The organism is Caproicibacter fermentans (genome assembly GCF_014303955.1).
In the GTDB taxonomy this organism is placed as follows: Bacteria; Bacillota; Clostridia; order Oscillospirales; family Acutalibacteraceae; genus Caproicibacter; species Caproicibacter fermentans.
The window spans coordinates 2768231-2790549 of the sequence record NZ_CP060286.1; the positions used below are offsets into that span (position 1 = coordinate 2768231).

The window sequence follows — 22319 nt, forward strand, 5'->3', positions numbered from 1 at the left end:
GAGAGTCTTTTTTTGCGAAATTTCCGGGGAACAAAGAAATCACGGCGCGCCGGCGCCCGTGTCCGTTTTCAGATAAGGCGCGGGATCCCCGCAAAGGCCAGATATCCGAAAAGATACACCCCGTTCAGGCCAAAAGCAATTCAGGCACAAATTGCTCTCAAATGATAAATTTGGCGCGATGCTCGATCAGTTGGGCCGCGATACTGACGGCGATTTCGGCGGGGGTTTCGCTGTGAATGTCAATTCCGATGGGGCTGTTCACCCGATCGAGTTCGGCGTGCGAGTATCCCTCCTTCAGCAGTTTTTCACGTACGGCCGCCACTTTGCACGCGCTGCCGACGACACCGATATAGGAAGCCTGACTTTTCAGGGCGAAGCGCTCGCAGTCGGTATCACCCAGATGCCCTCTTGTCATAATGCAGACACAGTCCTGCTCTTGCAAAATAATGCCGCTGTCCGCAAGGTGTGAATAATCCGCTGTAAGCACTTCTTCCGCACCGGGGAAAAGCTCTTTTGCCGAAAATTCCGGTCGGTCGTCTGTGACCACGCAGCGAAAGCCCAAATGCACCAGAAGCGGAACCAATTCCTGCGCCAGATGGCCGCCGCCGAAAATGCAGACGCGCGCTGAGGTATTGAGCCTTTCCACAAAGCACGGCTTTCCACCCTCGGCGGCCCGCCCCCGGATCTGGCCGTGCGTAAATTCTTCGGGACGTTTTTCGAACGCGAAGGGAACCGAACCGTCCAGCGGCAGCGCCCACCAGCATTCCCTATGCCTGCTCAGCAGTCCGACGAGCCGGGCGCAGACGGCGGCGTAGCGTTCTTCGTCAGGCCAAAGGGTAAACAGCACCTCCATGTCGCCGCCGCAAGTCATTCCCAGATCCGCGATCTCATTGGGCGCGAGGCGGAACTTCCGCAGTCCGCTTTCGCAGACCGTCAGCATATCTTTTGCCAGCTGGATACACCGGTATTCCAGCAGTCCCCCGCCGATAGTACCGTACAGCCGCCCCTCTTCGCCCACCAGCATATAGGACCCGGCATGACGCGGTACATGCGCGGTACTGTCGGCCACGGTAACCAGCATGCTTTTCAATCCGGTGCTTTGCCGTTCCGATAAAATTTGAAGCAGCTTTTCCATTTTTATTTCTCCTTTATTGATAAAGTGGGAATACGTTGGCCGGGGCAACGCCCAATTCGGCGGGCAGGGGCGATGATATTTTCCCTTTCGGGACGCGCCACCAGAGGTCCGGCGTACCCGCCGCCTGCCCCTCGTAGTGAAAGCTGAGGATACTTTCAAAGGGCTCCTCCATTTGACCGGTAAACCGGACCGGGAAACGGTTTCCGGACGACCGTGGATGGAAATAATGGGCCCGGATTCCCACGGCGCACGCATCGTCCCGCACCGGCAGGGCCGTCTTCAGCCGGACGCCCCAGCCAGGCGCCTCCAGCTCAAATTCTCCCGTCTTGCGGGCCCCGGTGATATTCTTACAGCCGGTAAGCACCGCCGCCTGCCGGTTTTCAGGGTTGGCAAACAGCTCCTTCGTTTCTTTGCAGGTCAGAAAGACGCCGTTGCCCATCACCCCGATCCGCCCGCAAAGATGATATGCCTCGTCACGACTGTGTGTCACAAGAAGCACCGGTCCCCCCAGCTCACGCAGCAGCTCCAGCATCCGCATCTGAAGCTGAACCCGCAAATGGCTGTCCAGCGCCGAAAACGGTTCGTCCAGCATCAGAAGTCTCGGCCTGCTGACAAGGATGCGGGCAAGCGCCGCCCGCTGGGCCTGGCCGCCGGACAGCTGCTCGGGGCGGCGGTCCTCCAGTCCGTTTAATTCCAGCTGCGTCAGGGTCTGCCCGTAAATCTCATTCCGTTTGGCTTTCGCTTTTTCGTTCTTCAGGCCGCATAAAATATTTTGGCGCACGGTCATATTCGGAAAAAGAGCATAGCTTTGAAAGAGATACCCCACCCGACGCTTCTGGGGAGGAAGATCGATTCCCCTTTCGCTGTCAAACAGAGGCTCGCCGTCCAGTAAAATTCGGCCCCGGTCCGGACGCTCGATTCCTGCGATACAGCGCAGTGTCATGCTTTTTCCGCAGCCCGATTCCCCCAATATTCCCATGATTCCGCCGTCGGCTTCAAACCGGGAGCACAGGGAAAAGGAGCCGATATTTTTTTGAATATCCACCTGAAGCATTCAGCGGCGCACCACCTTTTTGTTTTTTTGTTCCAGCAGATTCACCGCAAGCAGCACGACGGTGGAAATAGCCAGGTTGACCAGAACCCAGCGCATGGCCCCGGCGTTGTCGTCGGTACGCCAGAGCTGGTAAACCGTAGTCGAAATGGTGGCTGTTTTCCCCGGCGTATATCCGATCAGCATGCTGGTGGCGCCGTATTCGCCCAGGGCTCGGGCAAAGGCCAGCACCGTTCCGGCCAGAATTCCCTGACGGCAGTTCGGCATGCGCACCCGCCAGAAAATATAAAAATTGGACAGCCCAAGGGTTTTACCCGCGCAGGCAAGCGTTTCGTCAAAGCTTTCAAACGCGCCCCGGGCGGTTCGGTACATCAGCGGAAAGGCGACGATGGCGGCGGCAAGGATGCCTCCGTACCAGGTCATGACAAACCGGATGCCAAACTGCGAGAGAAATACGCCCAGCGGACGTTTCACACCGAATAAAAGCAGCAGAAAATACCCGCAGACAGTCGGCGGCAGCACCATGGGCAGAGTGAGCAGCACATCCAGAATTCCCTTGACCGCGCGGGGCAGACGGGCGATGTAATAGGCGGCAAAAACGCCGAAAAAAAACACCAGCACACAGCTGACGGCAGCGATACGCAGCGAGTTCCATAAAGGATACCAGTCCATAGTCCCCTCCTTTCAGGGTTACGGACAGAAGCGATGCTTCCGTTAGTAACCCGTACGCCTTGTTTTACGCTTTTGAAAACCCTACGGCTTTAAATACGGTCATGGCTTCGTCTGTGGTCAGATAATCTAAAAACGCCTTCGCCGCGTCCGCATGTTTGGAAGCTTTCAGAACGGCGGCGGGGTAAATGACCTGTCCGCACATTTCGGCGGTCGCATAGTCCACCGGAGTCAGCCCCGCGCTGAAGGCGTCCGTACAGTATACCACGCCGCAGTCCACGCTGCCTTCGATAATCTGGGTGGTAACCTCCTTTACATTTGAACCGTAAGTAATGGAACCCGATTTTGCCAGCGCTTTTTCGTCCAGCTTGTAATACGAAAGGATTTTCTGCGTGTACTGACCCACGGGCACGTCGCTGTTACCCATGCTCATCAGCACGCCGCCGGAGGAAAGCTTCTTGGCCAGCTCGTCAAAGCTGTTAATTTTTTTCGGATTTCCCTTTGGCACACAGAGAGTCACCTTATTTTCCAGAAGATTGATGCGGCTGCCTTTCGAGATCATATCAAGGCCTTCTGTATTTACGGTCTTATCCGCCGTGATATCCAGCTGGTTCATCTGTTTCTGCCCGGCGGAAATAAACAGATCGCAGCCTGCCCCCTCCTGAATCTGTGTTTTCAAGGTGCCGGAGGAATCAAAGTTAAAGGTCAGCTTGACGTTCGGCTCGGCTTTCTGATATTGTTCGCCTATTTTCGTCAAAGTTTCGGTCATGGACGCGGCCGCAAACACGACCAGCTCCACTTTTTCCGCCGCGGGCGCGGAGGACGAGGATGGGGAAACGCTTTCTGCGGAGGATGCGTCTGAACCGGCGGAACCGCCGCAGGCAGTCGTATTAAGCGCGATGACCATCGCCATCACGAGGGAACAGATCTTTTTCATATGCCACTCTCCTTTTTGCTGTTCGCAAAATTAATTCAAACGCGGTTTTACACGTTTGTTCCTGTCCTTCAGCGGGCGCAGTCGCCTGCCGTGCCGCGCAGAAGCTCCATCGCGTGGGGAATCGTATCCAAAAAAACGTCCATGCTCTCCTGACAGGCCCTGGGGCTGCCGGGAAGGTTGATAATGATCGTTTTGCCCCGGATCACCGATACCCCCCGGGAAAGCATAGCCCGCGGCGTGATCTTCAGGGAAGCCGCCCGGATTGCCTCGGAAATTCCCGGCGCGCTGCGCTGCGCTGCCGCCAACGTCGCCTCCGGAGTAACGTCGCGCGGCGCAAAGCCCGTGCCGCCGGTTGTGAGAATAAGATCCAGCCGGCGCTGGTCGCACAGACGAACCAGCTGCCGGCGGAGCGGCTCGGCTTCGTCGGCCAGCAGCAGTGTTTCCACGACTTCGTAGCCGGCATCCCGCAGTCTCCCCGCAATAGCGGGACCGCTTTTGTCCTCCCTTTCTCCGCACGCCCCCCTGTCCGACAGAGTGATCACCGCCGCCTGCCAGGGCAGGGGGAGCCCGGCGCTCCTCCACCGTCATTTCATCTCCCTGGGAGATGGATCCCGGCTCCAGCACGCGCGCGAACACGCCCTCCCGGGGCATAATGCAGTCTCCCATTTTTTGATAGATCGCACAGTGCTTGTGGCACTCTTTCCCGATCTGGGTAATTTCCAGCAGCACGCCGCCACAGCGCAGCAGCGTGCCCACAGGCAGAGAGCTGAAGTCAAATCCCTCAACCACGAGGTTCTCCCCGAAAGCCCCGGGGGTTACCCCCGCGCCCTGCCGGTTAAAAGCCTCAATCCTGTCCGCGCTCAGCAGGCTGACCTGTCGGTGCCAGTGCCCGCCATGGGCGTCGCCCTCGATTCCCCAATCGGGAGAAAAAATGCCGGTCCCGACATTCTGTTTCTGAATACCCCGTTTTTCGCTGATACATACCGCGAGTACCTTTCCCATCTTTTATCCTCCAATCTGGCTCATGCTCCGGTGCTCGGTGACATCCTGCGCACGGCTGAAGCAGTGAGCCCGCGGTTTCTTTTCAATCGTCCTCCGGACAGCGGCTTCCAGTTCTTCGTCGGAAGCTCCGCCGCGCAGCAGCGCCCTGAGGTCCTCCGCTGTATCGTAACAAAGGCAGGGCTTGAGCAGCCCGGTGCTTGTCAAGCGCACCCGGTTGCAGCTTGCGCAGAAGCAATGGCTGACCGCGTTGATAAAGCCGATACGCCCCGTCAGCTCCCGGCTGGCATAATACCGCGCCGGACCGTTGCCCCGTTTTTCTTCCGTGGGGGAAAGATCCGGCCATTGACGGCGCAAAAGGCTCAGGGCAATCTCCGCTGGAATTCCTTTCACCGCCGCGCCTTCGCCGATCGGCATCGGCTCGATAAACCGGACGTCCACCGGCATCTGCCGTGCCAGAGCGGCCAACGGCACGATGTCCGCGCAGGTCTCCGCCAGCAGAACCGCATTCACCTTTACCCGCATCCCCCGACGAACACAGAGCTCGACTGCCTGCCGAGCGGCATCCGCACAGACGCCGTCCGTTCCGGTAACGGCGCTGTATTCCTCATTGCGCAGGGTGTCCAGACTGATGTTGACGCCATCCAGTCCCGCACTGCAAAGCGCGTCCAGCTGCGGGGCAAGCAGCAGTCCGTTTGTGGTCAGGGTCACTTGTTCCACGCCGTTCAACCCCCTTGACACGCGCGGCAAACTCCGGGAAACCGCGCCGCAGCAGCGGTTCGCCGCCCGTCAGCTTATATTTTACAATCCCCAGCCCGACCGCCGTACGGCATACGCGCAGCAGCTCCTCATAGGTAAGCAGATCGCGGTGCCGCGCCAGCCGGACGCCGTGCGGCATACAGTATTTGCAGCGCAGGTTGCACCGGTCGGTAACGGAAACCCGCATATAATCGATGGTTCTCCCGAGCCGGTCCGTCATGGGCGCTCCTCGTTTCCAAAATAAAACTCTCCGCTTTTGCCGCCGTGCTTCTCCACCAGATGAATATTTCCCATTTCCATCCGCTTGTCAACGGCTTTGCACATGTCGTAGACGGTGAGCAGGGAAACACTTACGCCGGTAAGCGCCTCCATCTCCACGCCTGTCCGACCTTCGCAGAAGACGGTGCATACCGCCTCGATTTCACTGCTTTCCGGATGCAGGGTGAACTCCACCCGGCAGTTGGTCAGGTTGAGCCGGTGGCACAGCGGAATCAGGTCGGCTGTGCGCTTCGCGGCCATAATGCCGGCCACCTGCGCTACGCCCAGAACATTACCTTTTTTGGCCGTTCCGTTCCGAACGGCCAAAAAGCACTCCCCGCTCATGCGGATGCGTCCCGCCGCCACGGCCCGCCGCTTCGTCGCGGTCTTTCCGCTAACATCCACCATTACCGCATTCCCGCCTGAATCAATATGTGTAAAATCCATGTCTTTTCGCCCTCCGTTTCAGGTTCCTTTGCCGAAGCTGCAGTTCGGGTAACGGCACTCCTCGCAGTTCAGGCACAGTCCGCCGTTTCCAAGACCCGCCAGCCAGTCCGCCGTAACGGGCACATCCGCGAGCAGGCGGGGCAGGACAAGGTCGAATACGGTTCTTCTCGCGTACATGACGCAGCCCGGCAGGCCGCACACAGGCCGACCGTCCGGCATGTACGCCGCAAGGAACATGGCCCCCGGCAGCACCGGCGCGCCGTAGCTGACGACCTTCGCGCCGCTGTTTTTAATAGCGAGCGGCGTTTTGTCATCCGGGTCCACGCTCATGCCGCCGGTGCATAATATTAGCTCGCAGCCCCGGTCCAGCATGTCTCGGATCGCCGAGGTGATCTTCTCATGGCTGTCGTCCAGCACCTCGTGGGCAATCATCGTACAGCCGTATTCCCCCATTTTTTTCTGAATCACCGGCGTGAAGGTATCTTCGATTCTTCCGTAGTATACTTCGCCGCCCGTGGTCACGAGGCCGTATTTTTTCGCTCTGATCGGTGCCAGCTTCAACAAAGGTTCGTTTCCGGCAGTTTCCCTTGCGCGCGCCATCTTGTCCTTTTCGATGACGAGAGGGATGACGCGCGTGCCGCAAAGAACATCTCCTTTTTTCACGGGAAACCCCGAAAGTCTTGTGGCAATCATCATTTCTCCCAAAGTGTTGATCCCGCGCAGCCTGTCTAAATCCACCAGCAGCAGCCCGTCCCGGTCGGCGATCAACTCGATTTTGCCTTCCTTGGGTGCCGTAGCGTGCATTCCCGGCCCCTGACAGACGGCGCGCAGGATGTCCGCCGCGTCGTTTTCATGCAGCATGGTTTCGTCGTTTTCCCAGATATACACATGGTCCTTGCCAACGCTCAGCAGCACCGGTATATCCTCCGGCCTGATGACATGCCCTTTGCGAAAGACGGCGTCCTTTACGACGCCCCGGACGATCCGGGTAATATCGTGGCACAGCACCTGCCCCACGGCTTCTTCTGTTTTCATTAATTTCATGGTGTTGACTCCTGTAATTCTTTCAAGATTTTTACCGCTTCCCCGAGCCGCCTTTCCCATGCTTCCAGGGCCTGCGGGCCGGCGCATTTTGCCCTGCTTCTCTCAAAACGTTCTTCCAGCGTTACTCCGGTCACGCCAAGCGTCAGCTTATCCGCCAGATAAAGAAGCTTTGCTTCCGGCGGCGGCGCGTCACCCAGATCGTGGTGACGCGCCACGATTTCCGCCACCCGCGGCCATCCGGCACGATCGAGAAGCTCCGCCCCCTTAAGGGCGTGCCCGTGCCCGGACGGACGGGCAATGTCGTGCAGCAGGCAGGCCGCGCGGAGAAGCCCGCGGTCCGCCCGCCGCATCGCGCCGGACAGCTCCAGCGCTTTTTCCGCCACGGCGCGGCTATGGGCTCTCACCGGACCGGGCGTGCCCGCCCGGTCAAGCAGCGACCGGATTTCCGGGTCTTCCGGATAGCACGCGGGCTGAAGACCCACGCTCTCCACCCGTAAGCCTCCGTCTCCGCAGGTCAGTACGGTGACTCCTCCCCACGGTTGCCGTACGGAAAGCACCGCGTCGGATGGGAGTCCCATCACCGCACAAAGCCAGCCCCTGCCCGCTCCTCCGTGCCCGATCAGGACAACATTCCCCCGGGTTTCCGCCAGGAGCCTGCGCACACAGCCGTCCATCCTCCTTCCCGCCCCTGTGAAGCTCTCGCCACCGGGCGGCGCAACCGTCCCCATATGCTTTCCGCGGGCGGCGTACTCCGCAGGATACAGGCTCCTGATTTCCCCAAAGGAAAGCCCCTCCCAAAGGCCCGGGTCCAGCTCCCGCAGCTCCGGCTCCTCCCGGACGGGAATCCGACCGGCGGCCAGCAGCCGCGCCGTCTGCACGCAGCGCGGCAGGGGACTTGTATATACGGTGGAAACCGCTTTGTCCTCAAACCACCGCCCAAGACGCCGGGCCTGAAGGCACCCCACCGGGTCCAGCGCGGCACCTGAGTTTCCGGAGCAGATGTGAAAACCGTTTTCCGGCTGACCATGGCGAACAAAATAAACCGTTCTCAAAGAGGGTCCCTCCGATTTGTATTTTTATGGAACTCGCCCGTCTGAATAACGGGGTTTTCCGTATAAGGCAAAACCCCGTTGTCTGAGAGGCCCGGAGAATCCTAGTCTTCCGTCTTTTTAAAAATCCGCTGATAAATTTCTTTTACCGCCTGATTCGATTCCTGTACCATCCGGTCGTAGCGCCGGAGCAGCAGCTTTCCCTTGTCGGACAGCGACGTATGGCCGCCGCCCATGCCGCCTGGATGGCGGACGATTACGGAATAATCCAGCTGCTTTTCCATCTGGTTCAGAATCGTCCAGCCCTTGCTGTAGGACAGGTTCATCTGCCGGCAGGCTGTCCGAACGGATTCGGTCCGGTCAATCAGACGCAGCAGAAGCGCCGCGTCCGGCGTCAGAAAAACCTCTTCGCGGGCTAATTCGACTTTAACCTGAGGATGGAGCAGCTGCGCATTGTGCCAGGAAAGCAGATTCTGAAAATCCTCGGGCGTATCGGCGTCGAACAGAACGCCCTCGTCCTCCACCGGAATGCGCCTGAGCTGCGCACAACTGTGATCCAGTGCGCCGCGCAGGCCGTTTTCACCGTCGTACTGCAAAATTTCCGGCAAAATTCCGCTGGAAATCAGCAGCGGATGGCCCTCCTTGTCACCGCAGAGCGGAATGGCCACGTCCGCGCCGCTTTTCACCAGCGCTTCGGCCGTCCGGACGGTAAACAGCGGAATATCCACCGGCGTAAAAAGTACCTGGCCGCATTCTGTCAGCAGATACCGGAACCCGATTTTTGCGGAATCCAGCATCTGCGTGGAGGCGTACTCCGTGTTTCTCAGGCAGATAACACCCATCTTGGAAACATGTTTCTCGAGGACGTCCGCCCGATTTCCGGTGACAACAACGACCGGATCGGCCCCGGCCTGCTGCAGCGTAAAAATAATTCTCCGGATTGCTGATATGGAGCCGACCTTCAGCATGGGCTTAAAGGCGCCCATCCGGCTGGACATGCCCGCCGCAACAATGACCGCTCCGGTTTTCATGAAATTCCTCCCTTCCCGTACCATGCGGTTCGCCTGATCCTTTCCGGCGGCCTCCGTTCCCGTAATTTTATAAGCGAACCAGACAAAAACGGAGAGACGATCAACGTTACAAGGACGTCCGGCGAAAACAGGACCGGACAGATTGAGAGCCGCGCCGGCAAAAACACAGGGGGAAAGCCGGCAAAACGTCATTCCCGCAGAAATACTCGCGTTATACACAGCCGTGATTGCCACGGCGTTCGGCAGCGGCTGCAGGAACGAATCCGGCTTCGCTTTGCAGAAAACGCACAGCCCGGCACTCCGCTTGAATTAGAAGCCGTCGGGCCGGACGGCTTTATTTTATGCGCAGGATGGAAGCTTTTAGAACCGCCTCCAGCTCATTGACCTTATACTGGTTCTTTTCAAAGGGAACCGCATTCCGGGTGGCAAGCTTTGCAGCCGCCTCGGCGGTTTCCTTCCCGACGGGCTTTCCGATCAGGTACCCCTCCGCTTCCTTGGCTTCCAGCGGAACGGGAGCAACGCCTCCCAACACGATCCGGGCACCCGTAAACCGGCCGTTTTCCGCGCGGTACAGGCTTGCGACGCTGACGATCGCGAAATCCACCGACTTGCGCAGACGGAATTTGTCATAATGCATGACCGCGCCTTGCACAACGGGGACTTCAAACGCTTCAATCACCTCGCTGGGCAAAAGCTGGTCGGAAACCCTCAGTGCGGCGGTACAGAAATCCTTTGCTTTTACCCTGCGACGGGTCGTGACAACGGTTGCGTCCAGCGCCATCAGGGCGGTGGCTATGTCGGAAGGATTCACCGCGTAACAACCGCAGTTCATACAGCGCTTTGCCTCTTTTTCCGCCGTGCCATCCTCGTAGCTGTATTCATCCTCATCGGCAAGAGTGCGCTGGGAAACCGGAAGCTCGCGCTGCCGATTGGCCTGATGTGCCTGAGTCCCTTCGCGGTCAAAGCGCAGGAAACCATCGTCCTGATCCCCCCTGCACTCATGGACGGGAAAGCCCAGATAACTGCTGATGTTTTTGGCCGCGTTCCCGCCGGCACGGATGGCACGGATGGCGATATCGGGGCCGGTGGCAGCGTCGCCGCCGGCGTAAACGCCGGGCTTTCTGGTCTCGTTATGCTCGCCCACCTCGATCAGCCCGCGGGCGGATTTGACCTCGTCTTTAAATTTGTCCCCCAGAAAATCCAGATCCACTTTCTGACCGGTGGCCAGAATGACGCAATCGGATTTCAAGGTAAAGAGATCGGAATCGTCGTAGGTGGGATGAAAACGGCCGTTTTCATCGCGGACGGACAGGCACCGGTTGGTTTCCATCCCCACCACCCTGTCGTTCTCATAAATAACTTTGGACAGGCCGCGTCCGTTGATGATCTCCACACCCTCCTCGAGGGCGCGGGCGATCTCCTCTTCGGTAGCGGGCATTTCCTCGCGCTGCTCCAGACATACCAGCGTGACCTTTTCGGCGCCCAGCCGGACAGCGGTGAGCGCGACGTCCATGGCCACGTTTCCGCCGCCGCATACCAGCACGTTTTTATCAATCTGTTTGCGCATAAACTGCTTGACTTCCACGAGGAAGTTCAGTCCGAACTGGGTCAGGCTTTCGCCGTCCAACCCGAGCAAGGGCTGCTTCCACGCGCCTGTGTCCAGAAAAACGGAGTCGTTGGACGCTTCGATCTCCTCAATTTTGATATCCCTGCCGACTTCGGTGCCACAGCGAAACTCAACGCCCATATCCGCGATTGCCTTGACGACCGCGCGCACATAATGCTTCGGCAGCCGGTATTCCGGGATGCCGTACATCAGAACGCCGCCGGCCTCCTCCATTTTGTCGTAAACAGTTACCCTGTGCCCCTGGCCGCGCAGATAATACGCCGCGGTCAGTCCGGCGGGACCGCCGCCGACAATGGCGACGGACTTCCCGGTTTCAGAATCCGGGGCCCGGTAATATTTATGCATATTTTTCAGGATATAGTCTCCCAGGGAACGTTCCACACAGTGGATATTGACACTCTCGCCGTGCTTGCGCTGGTTGCAGTTCTTCTGGCAGGGATGGGGACAGACGCGGGAGGTCAGCATGGGCAGCGGATTGACCCGCAGGACGATTCTTGCGGCCGCGTCCCAGTTTCCTTCGCGGATTTTCTGCAGATACGCCGGAATATCGGTTCCGGCGGGGCAGCCTACCGAGCAGGGGTTGGCGTGGGCTCTCATGCCGCCGAAGACGGAATGATACCTGCTGTCGCCCTGACAGGCATAGCACTGGTCGCCGCCCTTGCGGGCGCAGATCAGGCGGCCGCCCGTTTCATGCGGATACCGGTAGAACCAACAGCGCACGTCCTGGCAGACGTTGCCTCCGATCGTTCCCTTGTTCCGGATCAGCGGGGTGGCGACGGATTTCGCGGCCTCCGCCAGCAGAGGCGCAAACTGCTTTGTTTCGCTGCTTTCCGCTACCTGGGTCAGCGTGGCGAGGGCGCCGATCTTCAGCACGCCGTCCTCCACGGAAACGGTGTCGGAACCGGGAATCCGCTTGATGTCGATCAGGGCGTCCGGATATTCCGGCAGAATGCGGTCCTTCAGGCTGCCGATCAAATCGGTCCCGCCCGCAATCAGAACATTTTTTCCTTTTTCAGCGAGCATTTCGCCGGCCTGCTCGAAGCTTTCCGCGCGTTTATATTCAAAATTTTTCATGGAATCCCTCCTTATAGTTTGCCGAGCGCCTTCAGAATCACGTCCGGCGTCGCGGGATAGGTAGAAACCTGAACGCCGATCGCATTTGAAATCGCCTGCATGGCCGCGCTGGCCGCCGCCGCGCCGGCAATTTCGCCCACACCGACCGCTTTGAACTGGTAGGTGTCGAACTGAGAACTCATCAGCACCGTCTGAAATCTTGGAAACTCGTTGAAGGGTCTCCATTTGTAGTCGATCATGTTATAGGTCAGCGGGCGTCCGGTCGCCGGGTCGATAATATGCTCTTCAAAGGTCGCCGTATCCAGACTTGCGGAGCCGATGCCTCCGTGGCACTGCATTTCCAGCGTGGCGGGGTCCAGCACCTGACCGGCGTCGGAGCCTCCGCACATATCGATCACATCTACCTTGCCGGTTTCCTTATTGACCTCCACTTCCAGAAAGACCATAAAGAAGTTGGGGGTGGAAAAGTTCTCCACGTGCTTGCCGTACCCGGTGAAGGAAGTAAACTGTTCCGTCAGCTTTTGATGGGAACCTTCTTTCCGGGGCGGGCGTGGGTCACCACGCAGAAATCCTCGATTTCCATCTTATCGATGGTGACCTCCAGATACGGCTCCGCCTTTTCAAAGATCATGCGCTTGACCTCGTCGCAGGCGTTGGCCAGCGCGTGGCCGTAGGTTATGGTGCCGCGGCTGCCGCAAAGGCCCATTCCGGTGGGGTTAAGGGTGCTGTCGGCCGGAACGATATCTATGTTCTCGTACGGAATATTTAAAGAATCCGCAACGATTTTCAGCATGTTGCTTCTCTGGCCCATGCCGGATTCGGTAATGTCGGCATGCACAATCACGCGGACATTGTCGGAAATCAGATCCGGCATCACGCGCACGTAGACCTCGTTGTTGTCCTCCCCGACGTCGGCATTGCCGATGATTCCGCATCCGACGCCCCGCACGACGTTGCCGTCTTCGCTCGTCCAGGTGGGCACGCCCCATCCCTTCCAGCGGTCCTTCCAGCCGAATTTTTCCGCGATGGTATCGATCGCTTTGACATAGTTGATGGAATGGGCTTTCCATTGGCGTCCGTCGCGCCATGTATACACGTCGCCGTCGCTGACATAGTTCTTCTTATAGCATTCCACCGGGTCGAAATTCCCTTCCCGCATGGTGCGGCCGATCAACAGCGACAGGCAGGAATTCAATTCCTGTCCGCCGTAACCCCGCACGATTCCGGCGGGCTGCTTGTTGGTAACAACGATGTTGGTGTCCAGATCCCAATTCGGGCATTTGGCCATGACCAGCTGGGATTCGCCGATCCCCACGCCCACCTGGCCCTGTGTCGCGTTGCAGAACGCGCCGGTATCCACCGCCCATTCCGCCTTTACGGCGCGGACGACACCGTTCTGGTCCATGCCGATCTTCGCGTGGACCTGACTGCCCAGACGGGTTTCGTGATTGGTCATCTGCTCGACTTTTGTCTCTGCGTATTTGACAGGGCGGTGGGAAGCCATCGCCAGCAGCGCGCCGAAAATCACAGGGATGCCGATGCTCTGCTTATTGCCGTAGCTGCCCCCGACGTTAAACGTCTTCGTTTTCAGGTTGCAGCCGGGAATGACCGAAGAATTGATAATGCGCAGAATAAAGGTGCTCTGGGAAGTGCCGTATACGGTAAAGTCCATGTTCCCTTCGTAGACGACGATAGCGGCCGGAGGCTCCGGCGCCATGGGAGCGCACATTTTGTTGAACGCAACCGTATCCTCGGCAACATAGGCGCACTCTTCAAAGCCCTTTTCCAGATCACCCTTGACCAGATGCCAGAAGGGACCGTCCTTCTGAAAAGGAGGGTACCCCGGGGGAACGATGTTATGGGGCATGGATTCGTACAGCTGGGGAGCTCCGTCCTCAAGGGCGGAAAACCCGTCGTAAACCGCGGGAAGCACATCGTACTCCACTTCGATCAGATCCATCGCCTCGTTGCAGAGATCCACCGTGTCGGCTGCCACCAAAGCGACGGCGTCGCCGATATAGCGCAGATGCCGGTCAAGCACGGGCTTCTGGGGCGGCCAGCCGAACATCCATTTCTGGTCCACGTCTTTGTAGGTAAGCACGGCCCTCACGCCCGGGATCTGTTTTGCCTTTTCCACGTTGATGGATTTGATAAGAGCGTGGGAATGCGGGGATTTCAGTGATTTGCCGTAAATCATATTGGGCAAGGAAAAATCGTCCAGAAAGACGGCCTTGCCGGAAAGAATGTCCTTCGCGTCCTTGCGGGGGGTATTTTTCCCTATGTATTTGTAATTTTCTTTTTTAACAGGCTGTATGTTCATGTTACTTGCCAACCTTTCCCACAACTTCGCCGATCGCCTCAAAAACATGGTACTGGCTGATACAGCGGCAGAAATTCCCGCTCAACGCTTCCTTGATCTCGTCGCTGTCAGGGTGGGGATTTTTGTCCAGCAGCGCTTTTGTGGCCATGATGATGCCGGGCGTGCAGTAGCCGCACTGAAAGGCGTATTTGTCCAGAAAGGCCTGCTGAATAGGATCCAGCGCGCCGGTTACGGGGTCCTGCAGTCCTTCAATCGTGGTAATGTGCTTGCCGTCACAGTCGATCGTCAATGTGATGCAGGACGTAATCGCGTCGCCGTCGACAATCACTGTGCAGCAGCCGCAGGCACCCTCTCCGCATGCCTGTTTGGAGCCCGTCAGCCCCAGCCGGTTGCGCAGCGTTTCGGAAAGCGTTTCACTGGGGGGAGCTGGCCGAACATCGTGCCGACAGAAAACCGGTATTCTGTTCCGTTGACATAAAGGGTAATCGATTCTACCTTCATGTATTTCATTCCCTTCTACTGAATTAATCAAACGATTGATTAATTACAACAAAAAACCTCCGCTGCTGAAAACGGCATTTCAATCGTTCATTTCTTAACAATAATAAGACAATCCTTGCTGCTTTGTCAATAAATCATAAACAGTATTCTTTATATTGTAAAATTTTCGTATATTAGCACAAAAAATAAGAGCTGTGCTGATGCAACTCTACGGATTACTATTTTTTTGCAAGTCGGTTTTCTTCTTTTATTGCTTTCTTCAGAAAACACCGTTATAATAGAAATAATCATATGATTAAGAGAACGGAGACGAAGGAGAAACCCATGCAGGATTTGAATAACCCTTCCACCACCAGGCAAAACCTCATCAACGCCGGGGTCAAGCTCTTTGCCATACACGGCTATGAGGCAACATCCACCCGTATGATCGCGAAAGAAGCAAATGTCAATATTGCCACCATTGCCTTTCACTTTCAAAATAAAGAAGGTTTTTACAGAGCCGTGCTGAAATATGTGGCCCATGAGCTGGACAGGCCCTTGCTTCCTCTGGTCGACCATGTCAGACGGCTGCGCAGCGCAAATTCCATCACTCCTGCGGTTGCCTGGGTGCTGATCGAAGAATACGTGGACTCTATGCTGAAAACCGTGCTTGTAATTCAGGATTTTGAGCACGCCCACTATCTGAACCTGCTATACCACGAGCAGCTGTATCACCCCGGCAACGAGTACCCGATCACGCAGGTGGTCTGCAAGAAAATGGAGAGCATCCTCACGGAGCTTCTGCAGGATTACCGTAAGGACACTGACCGCGAAACGGCCACCACCATCAGCCGTATCGTTTCCAGTTCCATCGTTGCGTTCGGGGAGCACCCCATGTTCATCCGCCGGGCGCTGGGGCTGGCGGACGACGCTCCGCTTCCCGATCATATCATCGAAACCGCTAAGGAATATCTTCTGAACGGCATCCGCAGCTTCCGCGCTCAAGCCTAGGCCGCGTTTGTCCTCGGACACAACTCTTTTTTTGATCTTAATCCGCCGCGGAGGAGCTGCGCTTTTCCAAGGTAAATGTCAAGTGACTGCAGGACGGGTCCACCGTGAGAAGCGTTCCCAGATTTGTTGTCTCCTCGGTAGCGCCGGACAGGTCACTGACTTTCGGCACGTTGCGCAGCAGCACACGCAGGTTTGTCGTCTTTCCTTTCCAGCGAAGAGTCACCTGATTCCCGATTCTTTCCGCCTCCGCGCGAAGCAGGGGGCTCCCGTCTTGGTTTACTATTTCCGTGCATACCGGCTCTGTGCCCGAGAGTTCAAAAAGATGCAGCGTGAGGCCGTCGGAGTAGTCATAGTCCGGCTTTTGGTCGTTTTTCCCCAATGCCAGAATCGTGTTCGGCCTGACGAACAGCGGCAGGCTGAAGTAATCGTATCGTCCTTTCAGCCAGGTACCCCCGTCAACCACTTCGTTTGACAACAAATGTGTCCACTTTCCCTTCGGAAGGTAATACTCGGCCGTGCCGTCCTCCCGGAAAACCGGAGCGACCAGAAGAGAATCGCCCAGCATGTACTGTTGGTCAAGCACTTCACAAGTCCGGTCATCCGGAAATTCGAGCACCATGGCGCGCATGCAGGGCAAACCGGTTTCGTGAGTGGCGCAGGCCATGGAATAGAGGTATGGCATCAAGCGGCATTTCAGCTCGGTGAAAAAGCGCAGGACGTCGACGGCTTCTGAATCGAACAGCCACGGCACGCGATAGCTGCCGCTGCCGTGCAGGCGACTGTGGGTGGAAAGCAGTCCGAAGGCTGTCCAGCGTTTGTAAAGATCGGGCGTAGCCGTGCTTTCAAAGCCGCTGATGTCGTGGCTCCAGAAACCGAAGCCGGAAAGGCAAAGCGAAAGCCCGCCCCGCAAACTCTCCGCCATCGAACTGTACTTTGCCGCACAATCGCCGCCCCAATGCACCGGATATTGCTGGCCTCCTGCTGTGGCGCTGCGCGCAAACAGGACAGCGTTGTTCTCGCCGAAGTTTTTCCTCAGCAGGCCGAATACCGTGCGGTTATACAGTTGTGTGTAATAGTTGTGCATCATCGCGGGATCGGAACCGTCGAAATACAGCACATCCGTCGGAATCCGTTCGCCGAAATCCGTCTTGAAGCTGTCCACACCAAGGTCAATGAGCTTCTGCAGCTTGCCGCAATACCAATCGCAGGCGGCGGGGTTGGTGAAATCCACAATCGCCATGCCGGCCTGCCAGAGGTCCCACTGCCAAACATCGCCGTTCGGGCGTTTCAGAAAATATCCGTTTCTCATGCCCTCTTCGAACAAAGCCGACTTTTGAGCGATGTACGGGTTGATCCAGACACAGATGTTCAGGCCCTTCCGCTTGAGGCGTGCCAGCATTCCTCTTACATCGGAAAACACCTCCGGATCCCATTCAAAATTGCACCACTCATATTCTTTCATCCAAAAACAGTCAAAATGGAACACGCGCAGCGGGATATTCCGCTCCGCCATTCCGTCAACAAAGCTGTTGACGGTCTTCTCGTCGTACTGCGTGGTGAACGAAGTCGTCAGCCACAGGCCGAACGACCAAGCGGGCGGCAGCGCAGGGCGGCCCGTCAGGGCGGTATAATTTTGCAGCGCACCTTTCATGTTCTCTCCGCCGACGACCATGTATTCCAACCGCTGTCCGGGTACGCTGAACTGCACGCACGAAACCGTTTCCGAAGCGATTTCATAGGAAACGCGGTCTGTGCTGTTAACAAACACGCCGTAGCCGCGGTTCGATAGGTAGAACGGAACGTTTTTATAAGCCAGATCGGAGGAAGTTCCGCCGTCCGCGTTCCAGAGGTCGACGGTCTGCCCGTTTTTCACAAACGGGGTAAAACGCTCGCCAAGGCCGTAAAGCTTTTCGCCGATGTCCAGTCCGAGCTGTTCCAGCATGAACTCTCCCCATGGGGCGGTAACATAGGCGAGAGGCCGATCCGCCGTTGCAGTCAAAAGCCTGCCGTCGAAAAAATAGCGGACGCGGAAGCGGGAGCGGGAGAGCACCGCGGTCAGCTTTCCGCTCGTGATGCGGATTTCGTCTTCGGTTTGTTCCGTTTCGAGTTCGCAATGTTCGTCCTGCACGCCAAAGCGGGGCTCCTTTCGTGCCGTCCCGGCAAAATGCACGGCCTCCACGCGCAAAACATCCGGTCTCGGCGAGGAAAATCGAACGGTGAGCAGCGGGCGGTTCAGCGTCTGTCCGCGGTCCGTCACCTCAAGGTCTGCGGCGTAGACGGTAACTCTGCCTTTTTCAACCTGCACGTCGCGCACCTGAACGGCGCGGCAAAATTGCACGCCGGGTTTATTGAGCCAGTATCCATCGGTGAATTTCAAGGGAATCTGCATCCTTTCTTTGCTGCGTTTCCGTGATCGTGTTCAATTGGCCGCTTTCCTTTGTCCCCGGAGCTTTTGCTCCGAAATTCGGAGGGCGAAATCCCGCAGAATGTGCGGAACGCCTTGCTGAAATAATTGCTGTCATTATAACCCAGCCGCTCCGCGATGGATTGAATCCGCAGATCTTTCTCCTTCAGCAGTTCCTGCGCGCGGGTCATCCGGTACCGCAGGACGTATTCGTAAATGCCCGTGTTGTACTTTTCCCGGAAGAGCCTCGAGATATATTCTTTGGAGTAGTGAAAATAATCCGCGAGTTCCGACAGGTGAATGTCCCTCGCGTAATTGCGGTCGAGGTAGTCCTTGACGGCGCACGCCAGCCGCTCCGCGACGACCGCGGAGGGGGGCTCATGGCTTTCGCGTACCACATGGGCCACTTCGTCCAGAAGGTCGCGCGCTTTTCGGAGTGCCGTGTTCAGTTCTTCTTCCACAACGGGCTTTAACAGGTAATCAATGACGTGGTACTGGATGGCAATGCGGGCATAGGTGAATTCATCGTATCCGCTGACCACAATGAATTTTGCGTGCGGAAATTCCAGGGCTGCTGTCTTAAGAAATTCGCTTCCGTTCATCAGCGGCATTTTCATATCCAGAAACACAATATCGGGCCGAAGTTCCCGCATGGCGGAAAGTCCCGCCTGGCCGTCAAAAGCAGATTCCGGTTCGGCAATATCCAGCTGGAACCAGTGCCCAAGAGCTTGAATCACGCGGTGAACCGGTCCTTCATCGTCAATGATCAGCGATCGGTACATATATCCTCCTCATCTTCATTCAGCGGGATCACAAGCTCCACTTTTGTTCCTCCCGCAGGTTCGCTGGCAATGGAAAGTGAAGCGCGCTCCCGGTATAAAATCTTTAGTCTTGCCGCCAGATTCGGCAAGCCGATACCGCTGCTTCCGCCCGCTCCTTCCGATTGCGTCATGCCGCGTACTTCGGCAAGGCGTTCGCGGGACATCCCTCTGCCGTTGTCCGATACCACGATCTTGAGCCCGCCCCCGGAAACCCGGATGCTCACCTGAATGGAAATCCTGTCGCTGCTGTTCTCCACTCCGTGCTTAATGGAGTTTTCCACCAGGCACAGGATGGAGATTTTTGGAATCAGCAGAGGCTGGGAACAGTCATCCATGTGGATCTCATATGCGAGGCGGTCCTCAAACCGGGCGTTCTGCAAAAACAGATATTCCCGGACATGCCGGATTTCGGTTTCGACTGAAATCCGGTCTTTTTCCCGCACAGAGTACCGAAGCAGGGAAGCAAGCGCTTCAACCATGCGTTGGATCGTTTTTTGCCCGGAAAGAACCGCCTCCGTCGAAATCGCCTGCAGCGTGTTGTAAAGGAAATGCGGGTCTACCTGCGCCTCCAATGCTTTCATCTGCGCGATTTTCTCGTTCAGCTCGGCGACGTAGTTCTTCTGGATCAGCTCGTCAATCTGGCCCGTCATCCAATTAAACTGGCGGGAAAGATTGATGACCTCCGCGCTGCCTCCGACATATACCTTTGTTTTAAAATCCCCCCGGCCCACGTTTCTCATTTGCTTTGCCAATGTCCGGAGCGGACGCATCTGGATACGAATTAGCATGGAAATCAGGCAGGCGGAAACAAGAAAGGCAGTCAGCGCAAGGAACAGGCTGAGATTCCGGTTTCGGGCCACCGGCTCCCGCAGGGTGTCCTGCGGGAGCAGACTGATGAGCTTCCAGTTCCCGTCCGGCGTACTGCTGGAAACGGTCAGGTAATCTTCTTTGCCCAACGAAACACTCCTGCTCTGTGAAGAGAGAACCTGTTTTATCTGCGGGATATCCTGAGCGTCCAGAACCGCGTCGTCGCTTGTATAGGTAAGCCGGCCTTGCCGGTCCAATATGCTGAGAACACTTTTCATACCGCTGCTGTCGGCGGAAAGACTTTTACAATAAGAATTGTTCACCGTGATTTCCACAAAGGCGAGAGGGCGTCGGTTCATGATGTTGATGAATACCCGGCAGATCGTCAAAAAGCTTCCGCTTTTTCCGTATTCCGGTTGGAAGGCAATATGGCTGTTTGCGGAATTTGCCTCCTTGAAGAGCTCCGCGTCTTCAATGGACTTGAATGATGCGCTGCGCACATTGAAATCCGATCGGGTAATGCTGTAACAGGTTTGGTTTTTCAGCAGGTAGATCCGGTAGGAAACGATATCTCCGCGGGTTAAAAATGTATCCCGCAAAGCAGAACTGACTGTAGAGGAAGAGGTGTAGTCAATCGGTTTTTCGGAGCTGATGATATGGAGCAGCTGGTCGTTGTATCGAAGTTGCATGGAGTAGTTTTCTAACTGCGCCATGTATTTGGAGAAATCGTCTTTTTTCAGATCCAGTATCTCCTGGGTGGAGGATAATTGCTGCCGGTTGACAGTTTCAATTGTGCGGCCGTATGTAAAACCGGTCATAGCCGTCAAAATCAAAAACACAATCAGCGTAATGGCCAGAATCAACTGCCTGGATACCGGCATTTGATTTATTTGCTGTTTTATCCGGAACCAAAATCTCGGCATTCTGATTCTCCTAAAGCATTTTTATTCATTATAACATAAATTTTCCGGCAGGTTAAGATTTTTTTTGTATCTCTTTTTCCCATTAATCGTTCTTGATTTTCACTTTTCATTTTGGCAGAAACGGATTATTCTAAAAGCAGGAGTCCTGAGTTCTCAAAGATTAAGGAGGCATATGAAATTGAAAAGGTTGATTGCTCTATCTGTTTGCGCGGCCTTACTCATCGGCGCTTTGGCCGGGTGCTCCGGCGGCGGAACATCGGCCTCATCCGGGACGAACAGCACAGCGGGCAGCTCGCAGAGCTCCCAGCCGGTTACGCTGAATTTCATGCTGAACAGTCCGGAACTGACCGACCAGTATAAGGCCATGGTCACAGAGTACAAAAAGGTTGCACCGAGCATAACGATCAACATGACGATCATTCAGAATGACTACCAGACGGTGCTGAAATCCAAATTGAATTCCGGCGATATTCCCGATCTGTTTATGTCAAGCGCTTATAACGACAACAAAGTTTACCGGGATTACACCTACGACCTTACAAACGAAAGCTTTATGAAAGAAATAGACCCGCAGTTCCTGCAAAGCGTAAAGCTGGACGGGAAGGTGACCGGCTATCCGTTCCTGGTGCAGTCGCATTCGTTTATCTACAATAAGGAGATGTTCCAGCAGGCGGGCATCACCGCGCTTCCTGCCACACTGGATGAATATAAGTCCGCTTGCGAAAAGCTGCAGGCAAAGGGCATTCAGCCGCTCAGCTCCGGTTTTGCCGAATGGTGGGTGCTGCCCCAGATGACCTACCCCTCCATGAGTGATGCGTACAAAGGCGACTATAGCTCGCTTTTTACCGATGTCAAGAGCGGAAAGCTTAAATTCGGAGATCTCCCTCAGGTCGATTTTGCTCTCGATCTGATTGACCTTGTAAAGAAATACAGCGGCTCCAAGCCGATGGAATCCACTGCCGATATGCAGGTTTCCGATTTTGCGAACGGCAAGGTCGCCATGATCCACCAGGGGTCGTGGGAAGAGGACTCCATCCGCAAAATTAACAGCAATATCGACATGGGCTATCTGGACGCTCCCCGCCTGGATGGAAAGTCCGTCGTAGCCGTTGACACCAACCTGACCATGCGCGTCTCGAAGGACTCCAAGAATCTGAAAGACGTTCTTTCTTTCTTAGACTGGCTGACTACTTCGGATTACGGCAAAAAGTGGATTCCGCAGGTCATCAAACAGATTTCCCCACAGAAGGGCGCCGCAAGTCCCGACACGCAACTGGCCAAAGAAACCGCCCAGGCGGAAGCAGATTCCTCCACCTGCCAGTGGTGGATCTTCAATGGACCGGACGGCATTGAACAGCCGTTTGGAACCGCATTCCAGAACTATGCCGCGGGAACAGCGACCCGCCAGCAGACGAAGGACGCCTTGACAAAAGTATTCGTCGACGCCTTCAATGCTGAAGGCTAAAGCGCAAT

General features: G+C 56.3%; 20 protein-coding genes and 2 pseudogenes. 2 read left to right on the forward strand and 20 right to left on the reverse strand.

Annotated features, from left to right (window positions below; all coding sequences use genetic code 11):
- Positions 1-157: 157 nt before the first annotated feature.
- From HCR03_RS13665 to HCR03_RS20630, 17 genes and pseudogenes are all read right to left on the reverse strand, one after another.
- Complete coding sequence (locus HCR03_RS13665) at positions 158-1135, reverse strand: XdhC family protein (protein ID WP_187034727.1); 978 nt, start codon at positions 1133-1135, stop codon at positions 158-160.
- A 13-nt stretch (positions 1136-1148) separates the two neighbouring features.
- Entirely contained in the window at positions 1149-2189 is a 1041-nt protein-coding gene (locus HCR03_RS13670) for a sulfate/molybdate ABC transporter ATP-binding protein (RefSeq protein WP_156990791.1), read from the reverse strand.
- On the reverse strand, positions 2190-2858 hold the full coding sequence (modB, locus tag HCR03_RS13675) for a molybdate ABC transporter permease subunit (RefSeq protein WP_066643925.1): 669 nt from the start codon (positions 2856-2858) through the stop codon (positions 2190-2192).
- 64 nt (positions 2859-2922) lie between these two features.
- On the reverse strand, positions 2923-3792 hold the full coding sequence (gene modA / locus HCR03_RS13680; RefSeq protein WP_187034729.1) for a molybdate ABC transporter substrate-binding protein: 870 nt from the start codon (positions 3790-3792) through the stop codon (positions 2923-2925).
- 68 nt (positions 3793-3860) lie between these two features.
- Positions 3861-4334, reverse strand: coding sequence for a MogA/MoaB family molybdenum cofactor biosynthesis protein (locus tag HCR03_RS20620; RefSeq protein ID WP_407926812.1), 474 nt, complete (start codon positions 4332-4334; stop codon positions 3861-3863).
- Between the two features lie 100 nt (positions 4335-4434).
- Positions 4435-4794: pseudogene (locus HCR03_RS20625) on the reverse strand (MOSC domain-containing protein); the annotation flags it as partial.
- 3 nt (positions 4795-4797) lie between these two features.
- Positions 4798-5316: a GTP 3',8-cyclase MoaA family protein gene (locus HCR03_RS20345; protein WP_330601188.1), complete on the reverse strand. Its 519-nt coding sequence runs from the start codon at positions 5314-5316 to the stop codon at positions 4798-4800.
- A gap of 6 nt (positions 5317-5322) precedes the next feature.
- Positions 5323-5770: pseudogene (locus HCR03_RS20350) on the reverse strand (radical SAM protein); the annotation flags it as partial.
- On the reverse strand, positions 5767-6255 hold the full coding sequence (gene moaC, locus HCR03_RS13695) for a cyclic pyranopterin monophosphate synthase MoaC (RefSeq protein WP_066643929.1): 489 nt from the start codon (positions 6253-6255) through the stop codon (positions 5767-5769). The pseudogene HCR03_RS20350 and the gene moaC, both read right to left, overlap by 4 nt.
- 18 nt (positions 6256-6273) lie before the next feature.
- Entirely contained in the window at positions 6274-7299 is a 1026-nt protein-coding gene (locus tag HCR03_RS13700; RefSeq protein ID WP_187034731.1) for a molybdopterin-binding protein, read from the reverse strand.
- Positions 7296-8351: a histidine phosphatase family protein gene (locus HCR03_RS13705; protein WP_187034733.1), complete on the reverse strand. Its 1056-nt coding sequence runs from the start codon at positions 8349-8351 to the stop codon at positions 7296-7298. The genes HCR03_RS13700 and HCR03_RS13705 overlap by 4 nt, the downstream gene beginning before the upstream one ends.
- A 101-nt stretch (positions 8352-8452) precedes the next feature.
- Complete coding sequence (locus HCR03_RS13710; RefSeq protein WP_187034735.1) at positions 8453-9571, reverse strand: NTP transferase domain-containing protein; 1119 nt, start codon at positions 9569-9571, stop codon at positions 8453-8455.
- A 142-nt stretch (positions 9572-9713) separates the two neighbouring features.
- Positions 9714-12080, reverse strand: coding sequence for an FAD-dependent oxidoreductase (locus tag HCR03_RS13715; RefSeq protein ID WP_156991096.1), 2367 nt, complete (start codon positions 12078-12080; stop codon positions 9714-9716).
- An 11-nt stretch (positions 12081-12091) separates the two neighbouring features.
- Positions 12092-12556 carry a molybdopterin cofactor-binding domain-containing protein gene (locus tag HCR03_RS20170; protein WP_267459183.1) on the reverse strand — a complete coding sequence of 155 codons (465 nt, stop codon included), beginning with the start codon at positions 12554-12556 and terminating at the stop codon, positions 12092-12094.
- 38 nt (positions 12557-12594) lie between these two features.
- Positions 12595-14400: a xanthine dehydrogenase family protein molybdopterin-binding subunit gene (locus HCR03_RS13720; protein ID WP_267459184.1), complete on the reverse strand. Its 1806-nt coding sequence runs from the start codon at positions 14398-14400 to the stop codon at positions 12595-12597.
- A gap of 1 nt (position 14401) precedes the next feature.
- On the reverse strand, positions 14402-14728 hold the full coding sequence (locus HCR03_RS13725; RefSeq protein WP_407926872.1) for a (2Fe-2S)-binding protein: 327 nt from the start codon (positions 14726-14728) through the stop codon (positions 14402-14404).
- Positions 14729-14775: 47 nt separating this feature from the next.
- Entirely contained in the window at positions 14776-14901 is a 126-nt protein-coding gene (locus HCR03_RS20630) for a hypothetical protein (protein ID WP_407926887.1), read from the reverse strand.
- Positions 14902-15225: 324 nt separating this feature from the next.
- Here HCR03_RS20630 and HCR03_RS13730 point away from each other — a divergent pair, with 324 nt between their 5' ends.
- Entirely contained in the window at positions 15226-15891 is a 666-nt protein-coding gene (locus HCR03_RS13730) for a TetR family transcriptional regulator (RefSeq protein ID WP_066643935.1), read from the forward strand.
- A 37-nt stretch (positions 15892-15928) separates the two neighbouring features.
- On the opposite strand, the gene yicI is transcribed toward HCR03_RS13730, so the two are convergent.
- Genes yicI through HCR03_RS13745 form a run of 3 tightly spaced genes read right to left on the reverse strand, consistent with a single transcriptional unit; the run spans position 15929 to position 20804 of the window.
- Complete coding sequence (yicI, locus tag HCR03_RS13735) at positions 15929-18268, reverse strand: alpha-xylosidase (RefSeq protein ID WP_066643936.1); 2340 nt, start codon at positions 18266-18268, stop codon at positions 15929-15931.
- Entirely contained in the window at positions 18265-19077 is an 813-nt protein-coding gene (locus HCR03_RS13740; protein ID WP_066643937.1) for a response regulator transcription factor, read from the reverse strand. The genes yicI and HCR03_RS13740 overlap by 4 nt, the downstream gene beginning before the upstream one ends.
- On the reverse strand, positions 19062-20804 hold the full coding sequence (locus HCR03_RS13745; RefSeq protein WP_187034737.1) for a sensor histidine kinase: 1743 nt from the start codon (positions 20802-20804) through the stop codon (positions 19062-19064). The genes HCR03_RS13740 and HCR03_RS13745 overlap by 16 nt, the downstream gene beginning before the upstream one ends.
- Before the next feature lie 220 nt (positions 20805-21024).
- On the opposite strand from HCR03_RS13745, the gene HCR03_RS13750 reads away from it, so the two are divergent.
- Positions 21025-22311, forward strand: coding sequence for an ABC transporter substrate-binding protein (locus HCR03_RS13750; RefSeq protein WP_187034739.1), 1287 nt, complete (start codon positions 21025-21027; stop codon positions 22309-22311).
- Positions 22312-22319: the final 8 nt, after the last annotated feature.